General features: G+C 59.2%; 10 protein-coding genes and 11 pseudogenes. 11 read left to right on the top strand and 10 right to left on the bottom strand.

Translation table 11 applies throughout. The annotated features are described in order from the left end of the window. Positions 1-54 precede the first annotated feature (54 nt). Together ACFSQT_RS18135 and ACFSQT_RS18130 are read left to right on the top strand one after the other, a co-directional pair. A complete protein-coding gene (locus ACFSQT_RS18135; RefSeq protein ID WP_379020831.1) occupies positions 55-615 on the top strand; it encodes an RloB domain-containing protein in 561 nt (186 codons plus the stop codon). Positions 616-638: 23 nt separating this feature from the next. Beyond that, positions 639-1517 (top strand): annotated as a pseudogene (locus tag ACFSQT_RS18130) (toll/interleukin-1 receptor domain-containing protein). Here the strand turns inward: ACFSQT_RS18130 and ACFSQT_RS18125 are convergent. Both ACFSQT_RS18125 and ACFSQT_RS18120 read right to left on the bottom strand, forming a co-directional pair. Beyond that, entirely contained in the window at positions 1514-1666 is a 153-nt protein-coding gene (locus tag ACFSQT_RS18125; protein WP_379020829.1) for a hypothetical protein, read from the bottom strand. The pseudogene ACFSQT_RS18130 and the gene ACFSQT_RS18125 sit on opposite strands and share 4 nt — an antisense overlap. 50 nt (positions 1667-1716) lie before the next feature. Further along, the gene (locus ACFSQT_RS18120; RefSeq protein WP_379020828.1) at positions 1717-1854 is read right to left on the bottom strand and encodes a hypothetical protein; all 138 of its coding nucleotides are present in this window, start codon (positions 1852-1854) and stop codon (positions 1717-1719) included. A 241-nt stretch (positions 1855-2095) separates the two neighbouring features. Here ACFSQT_RS18120 and ACFSQT_RS18115 point away from each other — a divergent pair. Together ACFSQT_RS18115 and ACFSQT_RS18110 are read left to right on the top strand one after the other, a co-directional pair. After that, positions 2096-2401, top strand: a pseudogene (locus ACFSQT_RS18115) (transposase); the annotation flags it as partial. 8 nt (positions 2402-2409) lie between these two features. Further along, positions 2410-2623 (top strand): annotated as a pseudogene (locus tag ACFSQT_RS18110) (MucR family transcriptional regulator); the annotation flags it as partial. Between the two features lie 295 nt (positions 2624-2918). Here the strand turns inward: ACFSQT_RS18110 and ACFSQT_RS18105 are convergent. Next, positions 2919-3656: a class I SAM-dependent DNA methyltransferase gene (locus tag ACFSQT_RS18105; RefSeq protein ID WP_379020827.1), complete on the bottom strand. Its 738-nt coding sequence runs from the start codon at positions 3654-3656 to the stop codon at positions 2919-2921. A 738-nt stretch (positions 3657-4394) separates the two neighbouring features. Further along, positions 4395-4645: pseudogene (locus ACFSQT_RS18100) on the bottom strand (IS110 family transposase); the annotation flags it as partial. Positions 4646-4728: 83 nt separating this feature from the next. On the opposite strand from ACFSQT_RS18100, the pseudogene ACFSQT_RS18095 reads away from it, so the two are divergent. Together ACFSQT_RS18095 and ACFSQT_RS18090 are read left to right on the top strand one after the other, a co-directional pair. Then, positions 4729-5553 (top strand): annotated as a pseudogene (locus ACFSQT_RS18095) (IS1380 family transposase); the annotation flags it as partial. Between the two features lie 891 nt (positions 5554-6444). Continuing rightward, entirely contained in the window at positions 6445-7182 is a 738-nt protein-coding gene (locus ACFSQT_RS18090; protein WP_379020825.1) for a class I SAM-dependent DNA methyltransferase, read from the top strand. A 417-nt stretch (positions 7183-7599) separates the two neighbouring features. Here the strand turns inward: ACFSQT_RS18090 and ACFSQT_RS18085 are convergent, their stop codons facing one another. The 3 genes and pseudogenes from ACFSQT_RS18085 to ACFSQT_RS18075 all read right to left on the bottom strand — a co-directional run bounded on the left by ACFSQT_RS18085 (position 7600) and on the right by ACFSQT_RS18075 (position 9754). After that, positions 7600-8862 carry an ATP-grasp domain-containing protein gene (locus ACFSQT_RS18085; protein ID WP_379020823.1) on the bottom strand — a complete coding sequence of 421 codons (1263 nt, stop codon included), beginning with the start codon at positions 8860-8862 and terminating at the stop codon, positions 7600-7602. Positions 8863-8874: 12 nt separating this feature from the next. Then, complete coding sequence (locus ACFSQT_RS18080; RefSeq protein WP_379020821.1) at positions 8875-9279, bottom strand: hypothetical protein; 405 nt, start codon at positions 9277-9279, stop codon at positions 8875-8877. 58 nt (positions 9280-9337) lie between these two features. Then, a pseudogene (locus ACFSQT_RS18075) lies at positions 9338-9754 on the bottom strand (hypothetical protein). Positions 9755-10031: 277 nt separating this feature from the next. Between ACFSQT_RS18075 and ACFSQT_RS18070 the strand changes: the two are divergent. The 5 genes and pseudogenes from ACFSQT_RS18070 to ACFSQT_RS18050 form a co-directional block, all read left to right on the top strand. Next, positions 10032-10223, top strand: a pseudogene (locus tag ACFSQT_RS18070) (ATP-binding protein); the annotation flags it as partial. A 7-nt stretch (positions 10224-10230) separates the two neighbouring features. Further along, positions 10231-10452 (top strand): annotated as a pseudogene (locus tag ACFSQT_RS18065) (DUF5372 family protein); the annotation flags it as partial. 109 nt (positions 10453-10561) lie between these two features. Further along, positions 10562-10771: a hypothetical protein gene (locus ACFSQT_RS18060; protein ID WP_095083306.1), complete on the top strand. Its 210-nt coding sequence runs from the start codon at positions 10562-10564 to the stop codon at positions 10769-10771. Positions 10772-11009: 238 nt separating this feature from the next. After that, positions 11010-12851, top strand: coding sequence for a recombinase family protein (locus ACFSQT_RS18055; RefSeq protein ID WP_379020819.1), 1842 nt, complete (start codon positions 11010-11012; stop codon positions 12849-12851). 4 nt (positions 12852-12855) lie between these two features. Then, positions 12856-13029: pseudogene (locus tag ACFSQT_RS18050) on the top strand (ATP-binding protein); the annotation flags it as partial. Between the two features lie 248 nt (positions 13030-13277). Here the strand turns inward: ACFSQT_RS18050 and ACFSQT_RS18045 are convergent. From ACFSQT_RS18045 to tnpC, 3 genes and pseudogenes are all read right to left on the bottom strand, one after another. Further along, positions 13278-14393, bottom strand: a complete 1116-nt coding sequence (locus ACFSQT_RS18045; protein ID WP_379020816.1) for a saccharopine dehydrogenase family protein — start codon at positions 14391-14393, stop codon at positions 13278-13280. Between the two features lie 247 nt (positions 14394-14640). After that, a pseudogene (locus tag ACFSQT_RS18040) lies at positions 14641-14889 on the bottom strand (DDE-type integrase/transposase/recombinase); the annotation flags it as partial. Positions 14890-14902: 13 nt separating this feature from the next. Next, positions 14903-16524: pseudogene (tnpC, locus tag ACFSQT_RS18035) on the bottom strand (IS66 family transposase). Between the last annotated feature and the right edge of the window lie 50 nt (positions 16525-16574).

The raw sequence follows: 16574 nt of genomic DNA, 5'->3' as shown, positions 1-16574 counted from the left end.
CTACAAGAAGTATCTCGGCGGCGTGTACGGCGCAGTCCCCCAGGTTGGATGAGGATGCGCCGTCCCACCATAAGACCGAAAACGCCGATCTTTCTGGGCTGCGAGGGGGAATCCGAACAGGCCTATGGGCAGTTGCTCAACGATCTGCTGCAAGCCGCCGGCCGTCCGGTTCACCTCGAAGTCGTGAACCTCAGCCCGGGCGCGGGTGACCCCACCTCCCGCTTGCGCCGCGCCGCACAAGAGATCGAGCGGAGACGCCGGCGTCGCTCGGAATTCGCGCGTCGGGCAGTGCTCCTCGACATCGATCAGGTGCAGAACGATAACCAGCGTTGGCAACACGCCGAGCAGCTTGCCAACCAGCTGGACATCCGTCTCAACTGGCAGGACCCCTGCCACGAGGCGCTGCTGCTGCGTCACCTCAACGGCTTCGCCCAGCATCGGCCGCCGACCACGCAAGCATCGGGAGTCGCCCTGCATGGTGCCTGGCCTCAGTACGACAAACCCATGACCAAGATCCTGCTGGCGCGCCGCATCGGCCTTACCGATGTGCGCCGGGCCGCTGCAGTCGAGCCCATGCTCGCCGCCTTCCTCCACGATGTCGGGCTTCTGCTCTGACGCCTCACCTTGAAAGCACGCCGATGTACAATCTCTTCGTATCCGGATGGGAAGACCAGTGGAAAGGCGATCCCTGCGTGCTCGACGCCAGCCGCTGCGTTCGCCACCATGGATACACCGACTAGCAGATAGCCCAACAGTTCGGCGCCCTGGACGAGGCAGCGCTGAAGGAACTGACTCGTCTGCTTTCCATCTTCGCTTACGAAGCCGGCTGCAAGCTCGACCCCAAATTCGGCATCATCCGCGAGGTCACCGTACGCCGCGGTCAGGTGCGGATCGTATACGAGATAATCCCTGTAGATCCGTTCCTGGTGGCGGCCGATTTCGATGCCCTCAGCTTCGAGCTCGATATCGGCAACTGGGAAATGAACCTCACGCATTGGGCGGTCAAGAATGTCAACCTGCCCAAGGAACTCCACGCCGCACGCGGCATCGTGCTGCCGTCATGGACCCAGCAGGCCGGGAGGGCCGTTGACATCACGGGGCACACTTTCGATGTCGGCCTCTCTTTCCCTGGTGAGGCGCGCGGACTGGTCGAGCAGGTCGCCCGCGAGCTTGAAGCACGCATCGGCCCCAATGCCTACTTCTACGACAACAACTACGTGTCCCAGCTTGCGCGACTCTCGTTGGACACCCTCCTGCAGGACATCTACCGAAATCGGTCCAAGCTGATCGTCGTCTTCCTCGGCGAGGACTATCAGCGCAAGGATTGGTGCGGCGTCGAATTCCGTGCCATCCGCGAAATCATCATGGCGCGCGAAGATCAGCGCGTCATGTTCGTGCGCGTGGACCACGGCGCCGTCGATGGAGTGTTCCGCACCGATGGCTATGTCGATGCGCGCCGTTTCGCACCGGCTCAGATTGCCCAATTCATCGCTGAGCGCGCCGCGCTCATTGCCTAGCTGTCAGCGAGCGCATTCGGCGGCAGTGCCACGCAGCGGCGGTCGACCATGACGTGGCGGCGCTTGGGCGCGCCGGGATCGGTCAGACGTGGCGTCACCGAGACAATGGCCACCTTCCAATCGGGCAGCCCCGGTTGCGGTGCTTCCATGACGCCCGACAACACAGTGAGGCGGGGGCGCTCGAGTTCGGCCACGCATTTCAGGATGTCGTTGTGTAGAGACCGCGCCGCCCACGCTCGGACGGCGTAGGGTCTTCCACAATGTCGGAGAGGATGAGCGACGTCAGATCGAGCCATTCGCCGAGATTGGCGATCTCGTCGTCATAGATATCAGGCACATTAGGTCGGTGGAGGGTGGAGGGTAGGGCGGTCAGCTATTCCCTGCGGACGCTACACCGTCATGCCGCACGCTTTTACGAAGGCATGAAAGTCGGCCGGCATGGTCGATCGGACAAGGGCAAGAAGCGTGTCGTCATAAGCCGAACGTGGGACAAGCTGGTCCCGTTCGACGCCCCCACCAGGGCGAAAATTGCGGGGACCTAAAACAGGAAATCCGCGGCCTGCTCAAAGGCGGCATGTCGTGGGGCCACAAAGGGCGCGCATGCCGTGCTCATCATGGATCGCGCCGGATGGCACACCACCACCAACCTCAACATGCTGCCCAACATCACGCCGATCTTCCTGCCCTCGCGTGCGCCCGAATTGAACCCGGTCGAGAATGTCTGGCAGTACATGCGGCAGAACTGGCTCTCAAACCGCGTCTTCGACAGCTACGACGCCATTATCGACGCCGCATCCGGTGCCTGGCACAAACTACTCATCGCTCCCGAAACAATCACATCGATCGGAATGCGAGAATGGGCTCATCTCGGTCAAACCCCATGACTCTTGGTATCATCTGTCTCGAGGACGGAAAGAAGTTCAAATCGCTGAAGCGCCATCTTAACGTCCATTATGAGTTATGACCCGAGACCCATCTTTGCTCCGGTTCAATGGAGATTCCGGGGTTTCATTGCTCTGAGACCGAAGTTTGGAGCGCCGGAGGAATACAGATCCAAATGGAGCCTGCCCTCCGATTATCCCATGGTCGCCCCAAACTATTCGGCCTCTGGCGCAGTCTCATCAAGGCCCCTCTTGCGGAGCAGCCAGTTAAGAGAGTCGTGTGACTGGACTAAGCTCGCGCCTTTCGCTTGGCAGACGCCTTCGCGGCGGGCTTCGTCGCAGCCTTGCGGCCGAGGCCACTCGCCTTCGCCAGTTGCGAACGCGAAGGCCGCGGTCTGCTCGAGCGGCTGCGATCCCCTGCCCAGTAGCAGGCTCAGCGCTGGCCGGTCCCTGAATTCGATTCGAATTCGCGATTAGATGCAAGTAGTTCAAGCATCGCGACCGCCGGTAAAGTTCCGGGCTACAAGACAGCTCGGCGATAGACGGAGATGTGACGTGTAGACGTTTGGGTGAACGCGCCTCCCGTCCAATCCCCCCAACGCTCCACCAGTTCCAACCCGACGCACTCTGCCATAGTGTCGAGTTCCTGATGGTAAACGTACCGAAACGGTTGCGGCAAACGCCGCACGGACGTTCCGGAAAACCAAAGGAACGATGAAACGAAGTTCTGTTTCAATGGGTCGTGAACGTCCGTACGGAGAAATGTGTTTTCATGATCAACGAGCAATGCCGTAGTTCTCTGCCCGTTGAAAAAACCTTCCAAGGCCGGCACATCGATCTCTATGATCAAGGTCCCACCCTCGCTTAACACTGGCTCAGCAGACCGAAGGCAAGATAACTGCGCTTCGCGCGTTAAGAGCACCATAAACGTGTTGTAGATGCAATACACCGTGTTGTAGCGGTTGGTTGATGTGAAGTTGGCAATGTCTCCCTGCCAAGCCTTGACTAAATTGGTTCGGCTAGCAAGCAGCTTCAACATCCTCTCGGAGTTGTCGATGCCTTCCACGCTGACCCCTCGCCCGCTCAACGGAATCGCCACTCGTCCGTCGCCGATGCCGAGTTCGAGCGCACTGCCTCCGCTACTGTGTCGCTGAAGAAAGCAGGCAGTGTCATCTGCTTCTGTGATCTTACCCCGCATATTGGTAATTTTCTCATAGACCGAAGACCAATTGTCACCATAGATGTAATTATCTTGCATTTTTCGGCGCTCCTTGAGATGTTTAAGCATATTTTCTACTGCAGGAATGTGTTGGCCTTTTGTCAAAAGAGGTTTTTTGCGCTGTCGGGCTTTATTTGTTTTGAAGCGTCTCCGTTGGTTCTTTCAAGCCGCACCTCTCACACGGACCCTGTGCGGCGGTCCGACTGGCGCCCGCTTCCATTAGGGTACCTGATCTCAGATTTTGCACTGAACATACCATAGTCGGCGATTTGCATTGCAAAGATCTGTGAATTTTATCTGAAGGTTTCGTTGCCACGGCTGGATCCTGCTCCGGGTCCTCGGTAGTGAAGCGGCATTAGTTTAGGAACTCGCGTCGCGGAAACCATGTTGGTCAGCAGTCACGTGCGACCGCACATAAAGGCCGGACATTTGATCGCAAGCGATCCGATCAAATCGTTACTCACAATCTTGCGAGAAGGGGCAGCCCTTCCCGGCAGGGCGCGGCGCCGGTCCTCACCTTGCCGCAACCGATAGCCGTGCCGCTTTCGGCGCACCGACCCCTGCAATCGCCGCGTCCACGACCGCATCCGCGCCCACACCATGCCGGTTCATGAGCACGGCCTCAATTTGAACGCCCATAGCGGCCACCCGTGCCGGCGGCTTAGTCCAACACGTTTTTAGCTCACCGTCGCGATCCACCACAGCGCGCTCTCGCCAGCCGCCTTTCTGCGCGACGCCAAGCTAAAAACGCTCTGCATTATGCTCACCTCGCCATAACTTCACAAAATTGACATAGGCCGGCGGGATCAACCGCACTTCATGACCAAGTGCCGCGATCTCGCGCGCCCAGTAATGCGCACCCCGCAGGCCATGATCCCGACCAGACACGTTGGCTGCTTCTCGAAGAACCGCAACACCTGGGCACGCCGGAGCTTCCGGCTGACGATTGGAGTCCCCTCGACGTCAGCGCCGTGGATCTGAAAAACTTGCTTGGCCAAATCCAGTCCGATAGTGGTAATATGCTTCACGGAACGGCTCCTATTTTGTGGCGTTGAATAAACGACCACGTTTTAGGACTCTGATGCTGCGGTAGCGGGCCGTTCCACCTCATCATTACGAGGAATACGGCTTCCAGCCGATCGTGGTATTCAATGGCGTGGGACGGTTTGTTGGTGCGGTGCTGCGGCCGGCCACGCGGCCGAGCGGGGCTGAAATCCGCCCCTACCTGCGCCACCTGGTGCGGGCGATCCGCGCCAACTGTCCGAACACCAGGATCCTGATCCGCGCCGACGGCCATTATTGCAGCCCGCAGGTCATCGACTGGTGCCGCGCCAACGAAATCGACTTCATCTTCGGCCTGGCGCCCACCACGACCTTGCGCAAGCATGTCGAGGATTTGGAGACCAGCACGATGGCGCGCTTCGAAGCGTCGGCCAAGACGGGCAAGGTCCGCCACTTCAAGGAGTTCCTGGATGGCGCCGCCAGTTGGAGCCGCGTCGAGCGCATCATCGCCCGGGTCGAGGTCGGCGCCCAAGGTGGCGACACCCGCTTCATCGTCACCAACCTTGCCGGTGGCAAGGCCAAGGCGCTCTACGAGGATCTCTCCTGCCGGCGCGGAGCGGCCGAGAACCATATCAAGGCGTGGAAGACGCATCTCGCCGCCGACGGCACCTCCTGCACAAGAGCGACGGCCAACCAGTTCCGGCTCTTCCTGCATGCCGGTGCTTACTGGTTGATGTGGCGCTTGCGGGCCGCGATGCCGAAGCGCTCCAGCTTTGCCGTCGCCCAATTCGACACGCTGCGTTTGCGCCTCATCAAAATCGCCGCGCGGGTGGTCGAGATGAAGACGCAAATCCGCCTGCACCTGCCGAGCTCCTGCCCGCACCAGCGCATCCTGCGCATCGTCCTCGATCGCATTGCGCGGCTCGTGACGTAGCCGACGGGGCGCAGACGCCCCGAAACGAACCCGTCGACCGCAACCTGCAAACCCCCGCCTTCCATCACGACGGATCACCGCCGGCGCCTGATGAACATTGTGAAAAACCACCGCAAAGGCAACCAGAGCGCCGCCTCAGGCCGCCGAACGGTCAGCGCCGTGCATCAAGCGGGCTAGCTGAATTCCGTCCGCGAGAGCGCGTATATCGTTCGCCGTTTGGTCCATGCAACACGGCCACTTCACCCCCGTTCCGACGCAAACATGCGGCGATCCCTGCGATCGACCACGGAGAGACCTTGAGTTCGGCAAGCGCTGCATCAGCGAAGAGAAAGGAGCCAATTGACAGAAGCGATTCGAGAACCTGATGGGACACGATCTAACGTCTGCCGGGTTTGTCGAGTCAGCGACATAGGCTTGTTAGTCCATCTCTTGTTCCGTCCGGCTAAGCAACTGAAAAACCATCACAAATTTTTTTCGTTCGGCTCGAGTTAATTGGCACGGGTTTTGAGCGCTTCGGTGCGAGGCGGCGAGACGATTGGCATCCATGTCGCGGGCAGCCGCGATGGATGGAACAAAGGAAAGGAGAGCAACTTGTCGGGTCTGCGTCAGAGCATTGCGGTGAGCTCCATTCGTTTCCGCTGCAAGCAACAGAAATGTGGGCCGTAGAGCAACTCGCGACGAGCAGTCGCCGTGGTGTCTTCCATAGCATAAACCCGAGATATTATCGGCCACTTGGCGTGTTGCGCAGAGGATGCAGCTCTAGCGTGCAATCGCTGGATGTCGATGACCATGGAATTGCGGCTCACGAACCGACACAAAAAAGGAAGCTGATAGTGCAAAAGAACTAGTGAAGCGCAGAGTATTATAAATAGATTTAGAGGAGTGTCGACAATGCCTGACAATTTCATCTACGATGACGACTGGGCTTCGGTGTACGAAAGCATCACCAATATGCGGGGTCGGATAGTTGAGGCAGATGAGACGGTTGCCTTTCTTGAGCGACACTGTAACGGAGGCAATGCGCTTGAACTCGGTATTGGCAACGGACGCGTGGCGGTTCCGTTGAGCGCCCGAGGGATCAAGGTTGAAGGCATCGACAACTCCGACAGCATGTTGAGGCTGCTTGCCAGCCGCAGCAGTGTGGTCAAGGCCTGGCAAGGGGACATTGCCAATTTCACGTTAACAAGCTGCTACAATACAGTCTATTGCATCTACAACACGTTCATGCAGATCTTCACGCGCGAAGCGCAAATTGCTTGCTTCCGATCTGCCGCGTCGGTGTTAGGCGAGGACGGGCTTTTGATCATAGAGATCGATGTGCCGGCCTTGGACGGTTTCGTGAACGGGCAGAAAACTACGACTTTGCACGTCGATCATGAAAACACATTTCTCCGTACGGACGTCCACGATTCATTGAAACAGAACCTGGTTTCATCATTCCTCTTGTTTTCTGGAACAGCCGTGCGGCGTCTGGCCCAACCGGTTCGATATGTGTACCATCAGGAACTGGATACGATGGCCGAGTGCGTGGGGTTGGAGCTGGCGGAGCGTTGTGGAGATTGGGCGGGAGGTGCTTTCACCCAAGCGTCGACACGTCACATTTCCGTCTATCGCCGAGCTGGCTTGTAGTCCCGAACTTTACCAGCGGTCACAATGCTTGACTGACAGCAATCGCACAATCGAATTAAAAGGCGGTATACGGGTGGGCGAGGAGCTTTCGAGAGGCTCGCAGCAGGAGTCGTAGGCGTCGATGACACGATTGAAAGGCATTTCGCGCGCAAGTTCTCGGACGGGTTGAGGTCCGCGCCCGTAAGGATAGCAGCAGCGTGCGATGTTGCCGGAAAATGTTAATTTGGGGAGTTGTGTGCCGGCCGCCTGATCGATCAGCAGCATCGTCTGCGGTACGGCATGGCGGCAAATCCCATCAAGCCCACATCGGCCACCGACGGGTCACACGGCTGCCCCCTTGGCTCATCAGGGCTACAAGAGAGAGGCCCTATCTGTTCGTCGTCGTCTGCCCGTCACCCGAAGCGGCGCGGCAGACTGCTATCGCATCAGGGGGATGCCGATGGATTTCTCGAAACGCCCGAGAACGGCATTGGCAACCGTATTGGCCTCTGTGAAGGATCCGGCCCGCACATGGAACCAGCCGAGAGTTTCCCGGCGTTGGACCTGAATTCCCGGATCGAGGCGGTGCGGATCGAACTCGATCAGCTGATCGCCATATTCCTCCAGCCACGAGAGATCGATATGGTTGGCCAGTGCTGCGTCCCGATCGGGAATGATGTTACGGGCGGAGACGTAGCCGGCGTGTTTCGGCAGGCCTTCGCGGATTGGGTGTCCAAGATGGATATCTAGCAGCCGCTCCTGGATCATTTCACCCGTCAGATGGCGATATACATGGGGCATGACGCCCCCCATTAGCCGCGAATTCATCTCGACCAGAGCAGGGCCTTGCGTCGTCGCAATCATTTCGGCGTGAAAAATACCCAAGTCCAGCCCCAGCGCCCGCGCAACCGCTTCCGCGTACCGGAAGCAAGCCTCGACCTGATCAGGTGTCAAATTGGCGGGCATCGATGCGCCGATCTCGATACATTCATCTTCGCGTGCGCGGGTGTGGTCGGACATCATGAAGCGATAGAATCTTCCATCCCGTACACCTATCTCGGCGGAAACAAGAGGGCCGCTAAGATACTCCTCGATGAGGATACCTTTGCGAAATTGAGCTTGAAGCTGCCTGGGCAGAGCATCGATCCCAGATAGGAGTTTCTGGGCCGCACGTTCGGCATCCGGCGGCGTGAGCGCTACCGTGGCGAGCAGGCTGTCGAAGCCGGTCTGCGGCTTTACCACCACCGCAGTGCCGATGGTTTCCGCCGCAGCACGCGCCTCTTGCGGCGTGGTTACCGGGCGGAATCTTGGGCAGTGCAAGCCTGCGCGTAGGATCACTTCGCGCGCGCGTGCCTTATCGCGTGCAGTCGTCACGGCGGATGCGCTGGTAAATGGAATGCCCAGTCGCTCACAGACCCGGGCTGCGACATCAACGCAAGGCTCCAATTCGGAGATGACGGCATCGATTGGCGCAAGCGCTGCGAGCTGTCTCATGGCATGCAAAACCTTCTTATCCACGGTGGAGTCTGGAATGGCGACGATAGTATCGAGGGTCGAAAATATGCGCTTTACGCGCTCCGTCTCGACATAGTGGTGATAGCCGGATCTAATAAGGGAGACCCGCAATCCCCTTTGCTTGGCGAGACGCATGGTCTCGATGCCGGGCGAATTGGTGTCGATGAAGACGATGTGCTGACTCATGACGCCTCCTTCTCAACCGACGCGCATTGCGAGATCAGGCTGTATGAAGTCGAAGCGGATAGTCGCGCCGGCCCGTCGGCCAATTCCATCTATAGTGTTCTCGATGACTTCGACGAGGTTTTCGAGAACGTCGAAGCGATTTCGCCTCTCCCGGCGGCGGTCAAATTTCCCCAGCAGCAGCAAAGCGCAAGTCTTGTCGGGTTTAGCGCAGAAGACCAAGGCGCCACCGTTCGCGAATTCCTGCACCAGGAATGCATCGTCAGAGGCGATGCCAGAAAGCAACTCATAGGCCTGACACAGCCTTGGTCGAATTTCGGAATAGTTCTCCGACGTTTCGATCCCGCCAGAAAAGGATAGATATGGCAACTTTGTTGATGTCCGCAGCCATACTTCAGTTCCGTCAGCTTTAAGAAACATGGCGATTCCCTTGCTATTTCGGAAGTCATCAGACTATCGACATGGTGATACTCAGCCGTCATTGGGATTGCTCCGCAACAAAGCCTCCAGCCTGGCCGTCCGTAGAAGAAGGACGTGATCGGCTCGACGCCGTGGGCCGCGAACACCGCGCCAAGCGACTGGCCGGGGTGGCCTTGTGGGCGGCGCAGCCGACGGCTGGCTCAGGGCCACCGGATTCCACGCATTTGATGCCTTTGCAGCCGACTTTGAGCGCGGCTCGAGTTCAAGGTCTTTCACTGAACTTCCCGTGCAGGTGCAGGACCGTATCCTGCGCCTTCGAATTGAGGATCGGGCGGCTAGAGTCGGTTTTGGGTTCGCGGTCGACGAAGAAGATCTGCTGCCCAAGGTCGACAAGCGCGGCGAACGTATTTTGGGAGGTGGCTGACTTACCGATGCTCCCGTTGCCGTAGAATTCGATCTGACGCAGACCTGACATGCGGCTTTCTTCTCCCTTCGTCGCTGCTGCCCGCGACATGGACGCCGGTCGGAACTTCTCGCCGCCTCGTACCAAGGAGTGTCAAAACTCGTGCCAATTTGGCTGACCGAGCCATAGAAAACCTTTCTGATTGCTTTTCAGCTGTTTAGCCCGAGACAAAACAAGTGATTGACAGAACAGTTTCATGTAGCGGACCCGACAAAGGCGACACAAGATCTTAGTTGGATGGCGTGACTATGGGAGCCCTGAAGGCGCAACGGCACTTCCGGAGGGCCACGTGCAGGCCGCGCTCCGCGATCTCAGCCTGCCAGCAATGCTCGACAAGCTCGACAAATACGATCTCATCGTACTCGACGACCTGTCATACGTCCGAAAGGACCAGATCGAAACCAGCGCCTTGTTCGAACTCATCGCTCACCGCTACGAACGTCACTCAATCGCCATCACCGCAAATCAGCCATTTTCCGCTTGAGACAATGTCTTCCCCGAACCCAACATTACAGGGTGCCGCCATTCTGGACGGGGTGGTATCTCATTTAACCGTCACGGATCCGCGCCACGGCCTTGCGGGTCAGCGTCTTCAGCTTTTGTCATCCCATTCGGCCCGAGGTCCAGACTTCGTCGTCGTACGGCTGTCTGACGGGCGCCGGCGTTCTATTCGGCGCTCGGTAACCGACCTCGCAGCGCCGTCTCCGGAAGAACAAGGCGCGTCGAAGTCGTTGGGGCGGATCAACGCCCGGACGTTGCTCACATTGATGCACCATTTGAACAGCACATTCGCCTCTCATATCGAGGAGGTGATTCGCGATGAACATCCAGTCGAATCTGCACCGCGTAGCGTCCCAGACCTTCACCGAACTTCCGAACCCGGGCATGACAACCCTCCCGGGACCTTGGCTCAACTTGCCAGCGGAAACGCAAAAGCAGATCGCACAGAACCTTGCTCCCCTGCTGATGCGGATGCGACCAACGCGCGCGCTGCTCGAGGCGGACGGGCATGTTGAGAGCGTCGAATAGGCCGGACGAATGTGTGACAGCCGCGCATCGCGGCAAGCTCGCTTATATTTACGTTCGCCAGTCTTCCGTGAACCAGGGCATCATCAAGAAAGCACGGAGTTGCAGTACCGCCTCGTCGATCGTGCCGTCGCCCTCGGCTGGCCGCATGAACGTGTGCACATCATCGATGAGGATCTTGGCAAATCGGGGTCCGGGACAGTTGAGCGGGTGGGGTTCAAGAAGCTGATCCTAGATCGGGTTGGGCAATGCCGGCCTTGTTATCAGCCTCGACGCTTCGCGGCTTGCCCGCAACAATCGCGACTGGCATCAGCTCCTTGATTTGTGCTCGCTCTTCGGCGTCAACATTGCCGACGGCGAACGTCTTTATGATCCCTGCGCTTACCACGATCGCCTGCTGCTCGGCCTGTCCGGCATCATGAGCGAGGCGGAGCTTCACCAGATCAGGCAGCGCCTCCATCAGGGCGAACGTCAGAAGGCGGCGCGTGGCGAGCTGCGGCTTCCCGTTCCCGCCGGGCTGGCCCATGATCGCGCAGGCGGGATTGTTCTCAATCCCGATGAGCAGGTGCAGGCAAGGCTCATCCTTGTCTTCGCCAAATTCCGCGAGCTTCACAGTGCACGGGCCGTGATGCGATACTTGCGAAAGAACGATCTGCCACTGCCTGTGCGTCCACTTATGGGTCCCGCTCCGCACGATATCATGTGGCGCGAGGCCGACAGTTCACGGGTCCTCAGCATTCTCCAAAATCCTGCCTATGCCGGGGCGTATGTTTATGGACGATGCCGGGCGGAGGGCGGGCGGGTTCGCCATGATGTCTATCGCCCGAAGACGGTGAAGGTCCCCATCGCGGACTGGGAGGTTTGTCTTCAGTCTGCCCATTCCGGATACATCGACTGGGAGGAATTTATGGAGAATCAGAGACTACTGGCAAACAACATCAACCGCTATAAGGCTGGCCATTCCGGCGTGCCGCGCAAGGGAGCGGCACTGTTGCAGGGTATTGCAGTTTGTGGCCGGTGCGGTCGCCGGATGAGCCTACGCTATAGCGGTCCTGCAGGTAACTATCCCGTCTACACGTGTCGTGCCGACCGCGATCAGGACGGCGGACCGCTATGCCAGGAAGGGCGCGCGCTGCCCGTCGACGCACATGTTGAAAGCATCCTGCTCGACGCTTTGAAGCCGGACAGGATTGCCATCGCCATTGCCGCGCTGGGCCAGATTGAAGAAGAGACACGTCAGCTCGAGCGACAGTGGGCTCTGAGGCGCGAGCGGGCCCGCTATGAGACGGAACGGGCACGGCGCCAATACGACGCGGTGGAGCCCGAGAACCGTCTGGTGGCGCGTTCTCTGGAGCGCGGCTGGGAAGAGAAGCTGCGCGCCGCCGAAGCCGTCGAGCAGGATTACGAACGGTGGCGGTCCGACGAGCCCCTGGTCTTGAGTGAGTCCGACCGCGAGTGTCTTCAAAAGCTGGGCGAAGACCTGCCTGGCATCTGGTATGCCCCTTCAACGACGTCGGCCGAGCGAAAGGGCATCCTACGTCTCATCATTGACGAGGTCGTCCTCGATCAGAGGCGGTTGCGGGGCCAGGTCTGGTTCAAGATCCTGTGGCAGACCGGGGCAACAAGCGAGCATTCTCTTCAAAGGCGTGTCCACACCTACGCCAACTACATCGATATCGAGAGATTGCGCGAGCGCGTGACGGAGCTGAATGCCGACGGCAAGATGGACAAGGAGATTGCGGCGACGCTGAACGCGGAAGGCTTTGTCGCAGCACGCGGCTGCGCGTTCAAAGGTGAGAATGTCTGGCTTCTGCGGACACGCTGGAGCATCCCCACCGTCAAGATCAACGGGATTGGCGCCAATCCAGCTCGGTGGCCGGATGGAACCTACTCCGTTCAAGGGGCAGCAGCCGCCTTGGGCATCACACCGCAGGTTATCTTCGACTATCTCGCCCGCGGATGGGTCACGGGGCGTCAGCTCACGAAAGGCCAGCCATGGCAAATCGAACTCTCGGACAACCAGATCAGCACGCTGCGGGCGCGCATCGCACGCAACAGGCGATCAAGGAAGGAGGCATCATGACAACTTCGGTGATCCCGCAATGACGGTCGCAGCCATCGACCGCCTCGTTCACCACTCCACCATCATCGAGATGAACGGCGAGAGCTACCGCAAGCGATCCGCCATCGCCCGCTCAGTGCCCATGCACAGCCCCGCCGACAATTACCCGCCCGACGACACCGACGACCGGTCATCGTAATTGTCGCGGGCATCACCCGCGGATGCATCAGGCTTGAGCCAACTCAAACGCCGGCGTAATTGTCGCTAGCGTCAATTACCCGTGCAGCCATCGGGACCGCATCGTACCCGCCCCAACGACCGTCAACGACAAAACCTCCTCCGGCAATTGTCGCCGACCGGACTCCATAATCGTCGCGCTACAACCAGCCAGTCGCGCAAACTGCCGCCGATCGACAAGGCTGGCGGAAGGCCGCGGGATAGCCCCGCTTATGCGGCAACCGTGACGCCGTGGCTCTTCAGCGCCTCTCCCTGCCGATAGTAAACACCGAAGCGGTTCCCCAGAAAGGCGCCCAATGCAATGTCTTCCTGCCGAATGAAGCCCTGGCGCGGGATCTTGCCGGCGGCAAGCAGATCGAGAACCGCGCAGATGCTGGATGCGGTCGTAATCTGGATCGCGCTCGTGATGCGCCCGTCAATCTCCGCGCTGTAGATCTTGTTAGCGTAGGTTTCCTGGATCAAGCGCCCGTTTCTGCGTCCCGAAACGGTCACAAAGACAATCACAACGTCCTGTAGCGTGGTCGGAAGGGCGTGTTCGAGTATGTCCTTGAACACATCGCGGCGGTGTCGTAGCCCCAAGTCGTGCAAAAGCGCCTTCATGATAGCGGCATGGCCGGGATAGCGAATGGTGCGGTAGTTGAGCGTATTGACCTTGCCCTTCAACGTTTCGCAAAGCGTGCCAAGGCCGCCGGAGGTGCTGAAGGCCTCATAGGTGACGCCGTCGAGCGAAAATTCTTCGCGCTCCTCCAGTGCTGGCACTTCAACGAGTTCGCCATTTACGACTGCCTCGCAGGGCTGGATGTACTCGTTAATGACCCCGTCGGTGCTCCAGATCAGGTTGTAGTTCAAGGCATTGCTCGGAAACTGTGGGAGTGCCCCGACACGCAGGCGCACGCTATCCAGGCTATCAAACTTGCCCGCAAGATCGCTCGCGACGATGGAGATGAAACCGGGTGCCAGCCCGCATTGTGGAATGAATGCGGTCTTGGCTGTCTCGGCGATCCGTTTCACCTGCCGAGTGGATTCAACGTCCTCCGTGAGGTCGAGATAGTGTACGCCAGCCTTGGCCGCTGCAGTGGCGATGCCCACGGTGAGCTGAAAGGGCGCCGCGCTTAGAACCGCGAATTTGCCGGACAGCAGCGCACACAAGGCTGCCTCGTCGGTGATGTCCAGGTATGCCGTCGAGAGCGCGGGACCGCTTTCAATTTCCGACAGTTGTTCAGCGCTACGGTCGACGACAGTGACATGATAGTCCCCGCTATCGGCGAGCAACCGCGAGATCGTGGAGCCGATCTTCCCTGATCCGATGATTACGACGTCTTTCATTATTTCCTCCTGCAACAGGGCCACGATCCGAGGTCACGTTTCGCAGAGCGCGTGGTTGATTTGCAGCGATGAATTTTATAAAATTTGTAGCCCTTTTTGACACATTGCAGGACTCATACCAAGAGTCATTGGGTTTGACCGACATGGGCCCATTCTCGCATTCCGATGGATGTGATTGTTTCGGGAGCGGCGATCGGCGATGTCACGTTGTCTGGATAAGAACGCGATAAGACCTGCGGCGCTGATTTCACCTGACCCCAGCTACGGTTTTCCACGCCGTCAGGGCCTGGAGGCGGTGGTGGTGAATTTCGAATGCGGAGCGGTGTGAGCGGGCCGGGACGAAGAGATTTCTGAGTGCTGAGAAGATCGAGACGAAGCGTTGCAGCGCCCCTGGCGATCGGAAGCCCTGCATCATCCGCTCCCGTTTTCGCAGCGGCACATGTGAATTCTCCGACCGGTTATTCAATCCCTTGTGCGAACGGTGTTCGGTAAGCGGTCAGCCGATAACGTCAGGCCCTAAAGTTCCAAGGCATGAGCATTTCGATTTCGGATGCCGGCCAGCCTTGAGCGATGCGGGTCAAGGTCTGCGAGAGCCAGTCGAGCGGATCGACGCTGTTCATTTTGCAGGTTTGCAGCAAGGTGGCTACCGTCGCCCAGGTTCGTCCACCGCCGTGGCTGCCGGCAAACAGGCTGTTCTTTCTCGTGATCGTTTGGGGCCTGATCGCGCGCTCGACGATGTTGGAGTCGATCTCGATGCGACCGTCCATCAGAAAGCGTTCCAGCGCCTCCCGCCGGGTGAGCGCGTAGCGGATCGCCTAGGCGGTCTTGGATTTTCTGGAGACCTTGTGCAGTTCCGCTTCCCATAGATCGAAGAGGCTCGCGACAATGGCCGCGGACTTTTCCTGACGGAGCGCGGCGCGGCTTCCGGCATCCCTGTCGCGAACCTCGTCCTCGACCTTCCACAATTCGGTCATGGCGGTGATCGTTACCGTCGCGGCCTGCGAGACCCCGCTGATGTGCAGGTCATAGAATTTGCGCCGCAGGTGAGCCCAGCACCCGGCGAGCCGGATTGTTTCATTGCCGCCGGCTTTGGCCCGTGCCTTGACCAGGTTAGTATAGGCCGAGTAGCCATCCACTTGCAGGATGCCCCCGAATCCAGCGAGGTGACGCGCCACGCAATCGGCGCCTCTGCTGTCTTCAAAACGATAGGCAACCATCGGTGGGCTGGTCCCGCCGAACGGTCGATGATCACGCGCGTAGGCCCACAACCAGGCTTTCGTGGCTTTCCCGGACCCAGGGGCAAGGGTGGGCAAGGTCGTCTCGTCGGCGAAGACCCTTTCGCCCTCCTTCACACGCTCCAGGATATAATCGGCGAGCATCTGCAATTCAAAGCCCAGATGTCCCATCCACTGCGCCATCAGCGACCGGCTGATCTCGACACCGTCGCGCAGATAGATTGCCTCCTGCCGGTAAAGTGGAAGGCCGTCGGCGTATTTCGAGACAGCGATATAGGCGAGCAACCGCTCCGTCGGCAGGCCGCTTTCAACGATGTGCGCCGGCGCCAGAGCCTGGACCACGCCGTCACGGCCCCGGAAAGCGTATTTGGGACGGCGCGTCACGATGACCCGGAACTTCGGCGGCACGACGTCCAGCCGCTCGGATCGATCCTCGCCGATCAGAACCTTTTCCAACTCCTCGCAGTCGGCCGGGATTTCCGGCTCGATAACTTCCTCGATGCGTTCGAGGTGGGCGGCAAAACCCTTGCGCGGGCGCGGGGCACGCTTCGGCTTGTCCCCGGCCGCGTGAGCAAGTTCGCTCCGGATCGCCGAAAGGCCGGTCTCGACCTCCTCGAAGACAAAGGAGGCCTGCTCGTCGTCGATGGCCAGGCGTAGCCGCTCGGAACGCGTGCCATGTTGCGTGCGCTGCAAAGGATCGACGTGAGGTTGGCAATACGCTCGTTGGCGCTTTTCTCGACGGCTTTCAGCCGGGCGACCTCCGCCTCAGATGCTGCGATCCGAGCTTCGGCGACTGCGATCCGGGCCTCGCTCGCAGCCTGCTCGCGAGCCATGGAAAGGATCATCGCCTTCAGCGCATCAACGTCGTCGGGAAGGGCAAGATCCGGTAGAACCATGGCAAGCAACAGAGCACAAAAACAGCCGCTTTCCCAACCGTTCCAGCCGC

Origin of the sequence: Mesorhizobium calcicola (assembly GCF_042682105.1) — a bacterium.
Taxonomy (GTDB): Bacteria; Pseudomonadota; Alphaproteobacteria; order Rhizobiales; family Rhizobiaceae; genus Mesorhizobium; species Mesorhizobium calcicola.
Note: the sequence above shows the minus strand (reverse complement) of the source record. Positions and strands in the feature narration are given on the sequence as shown.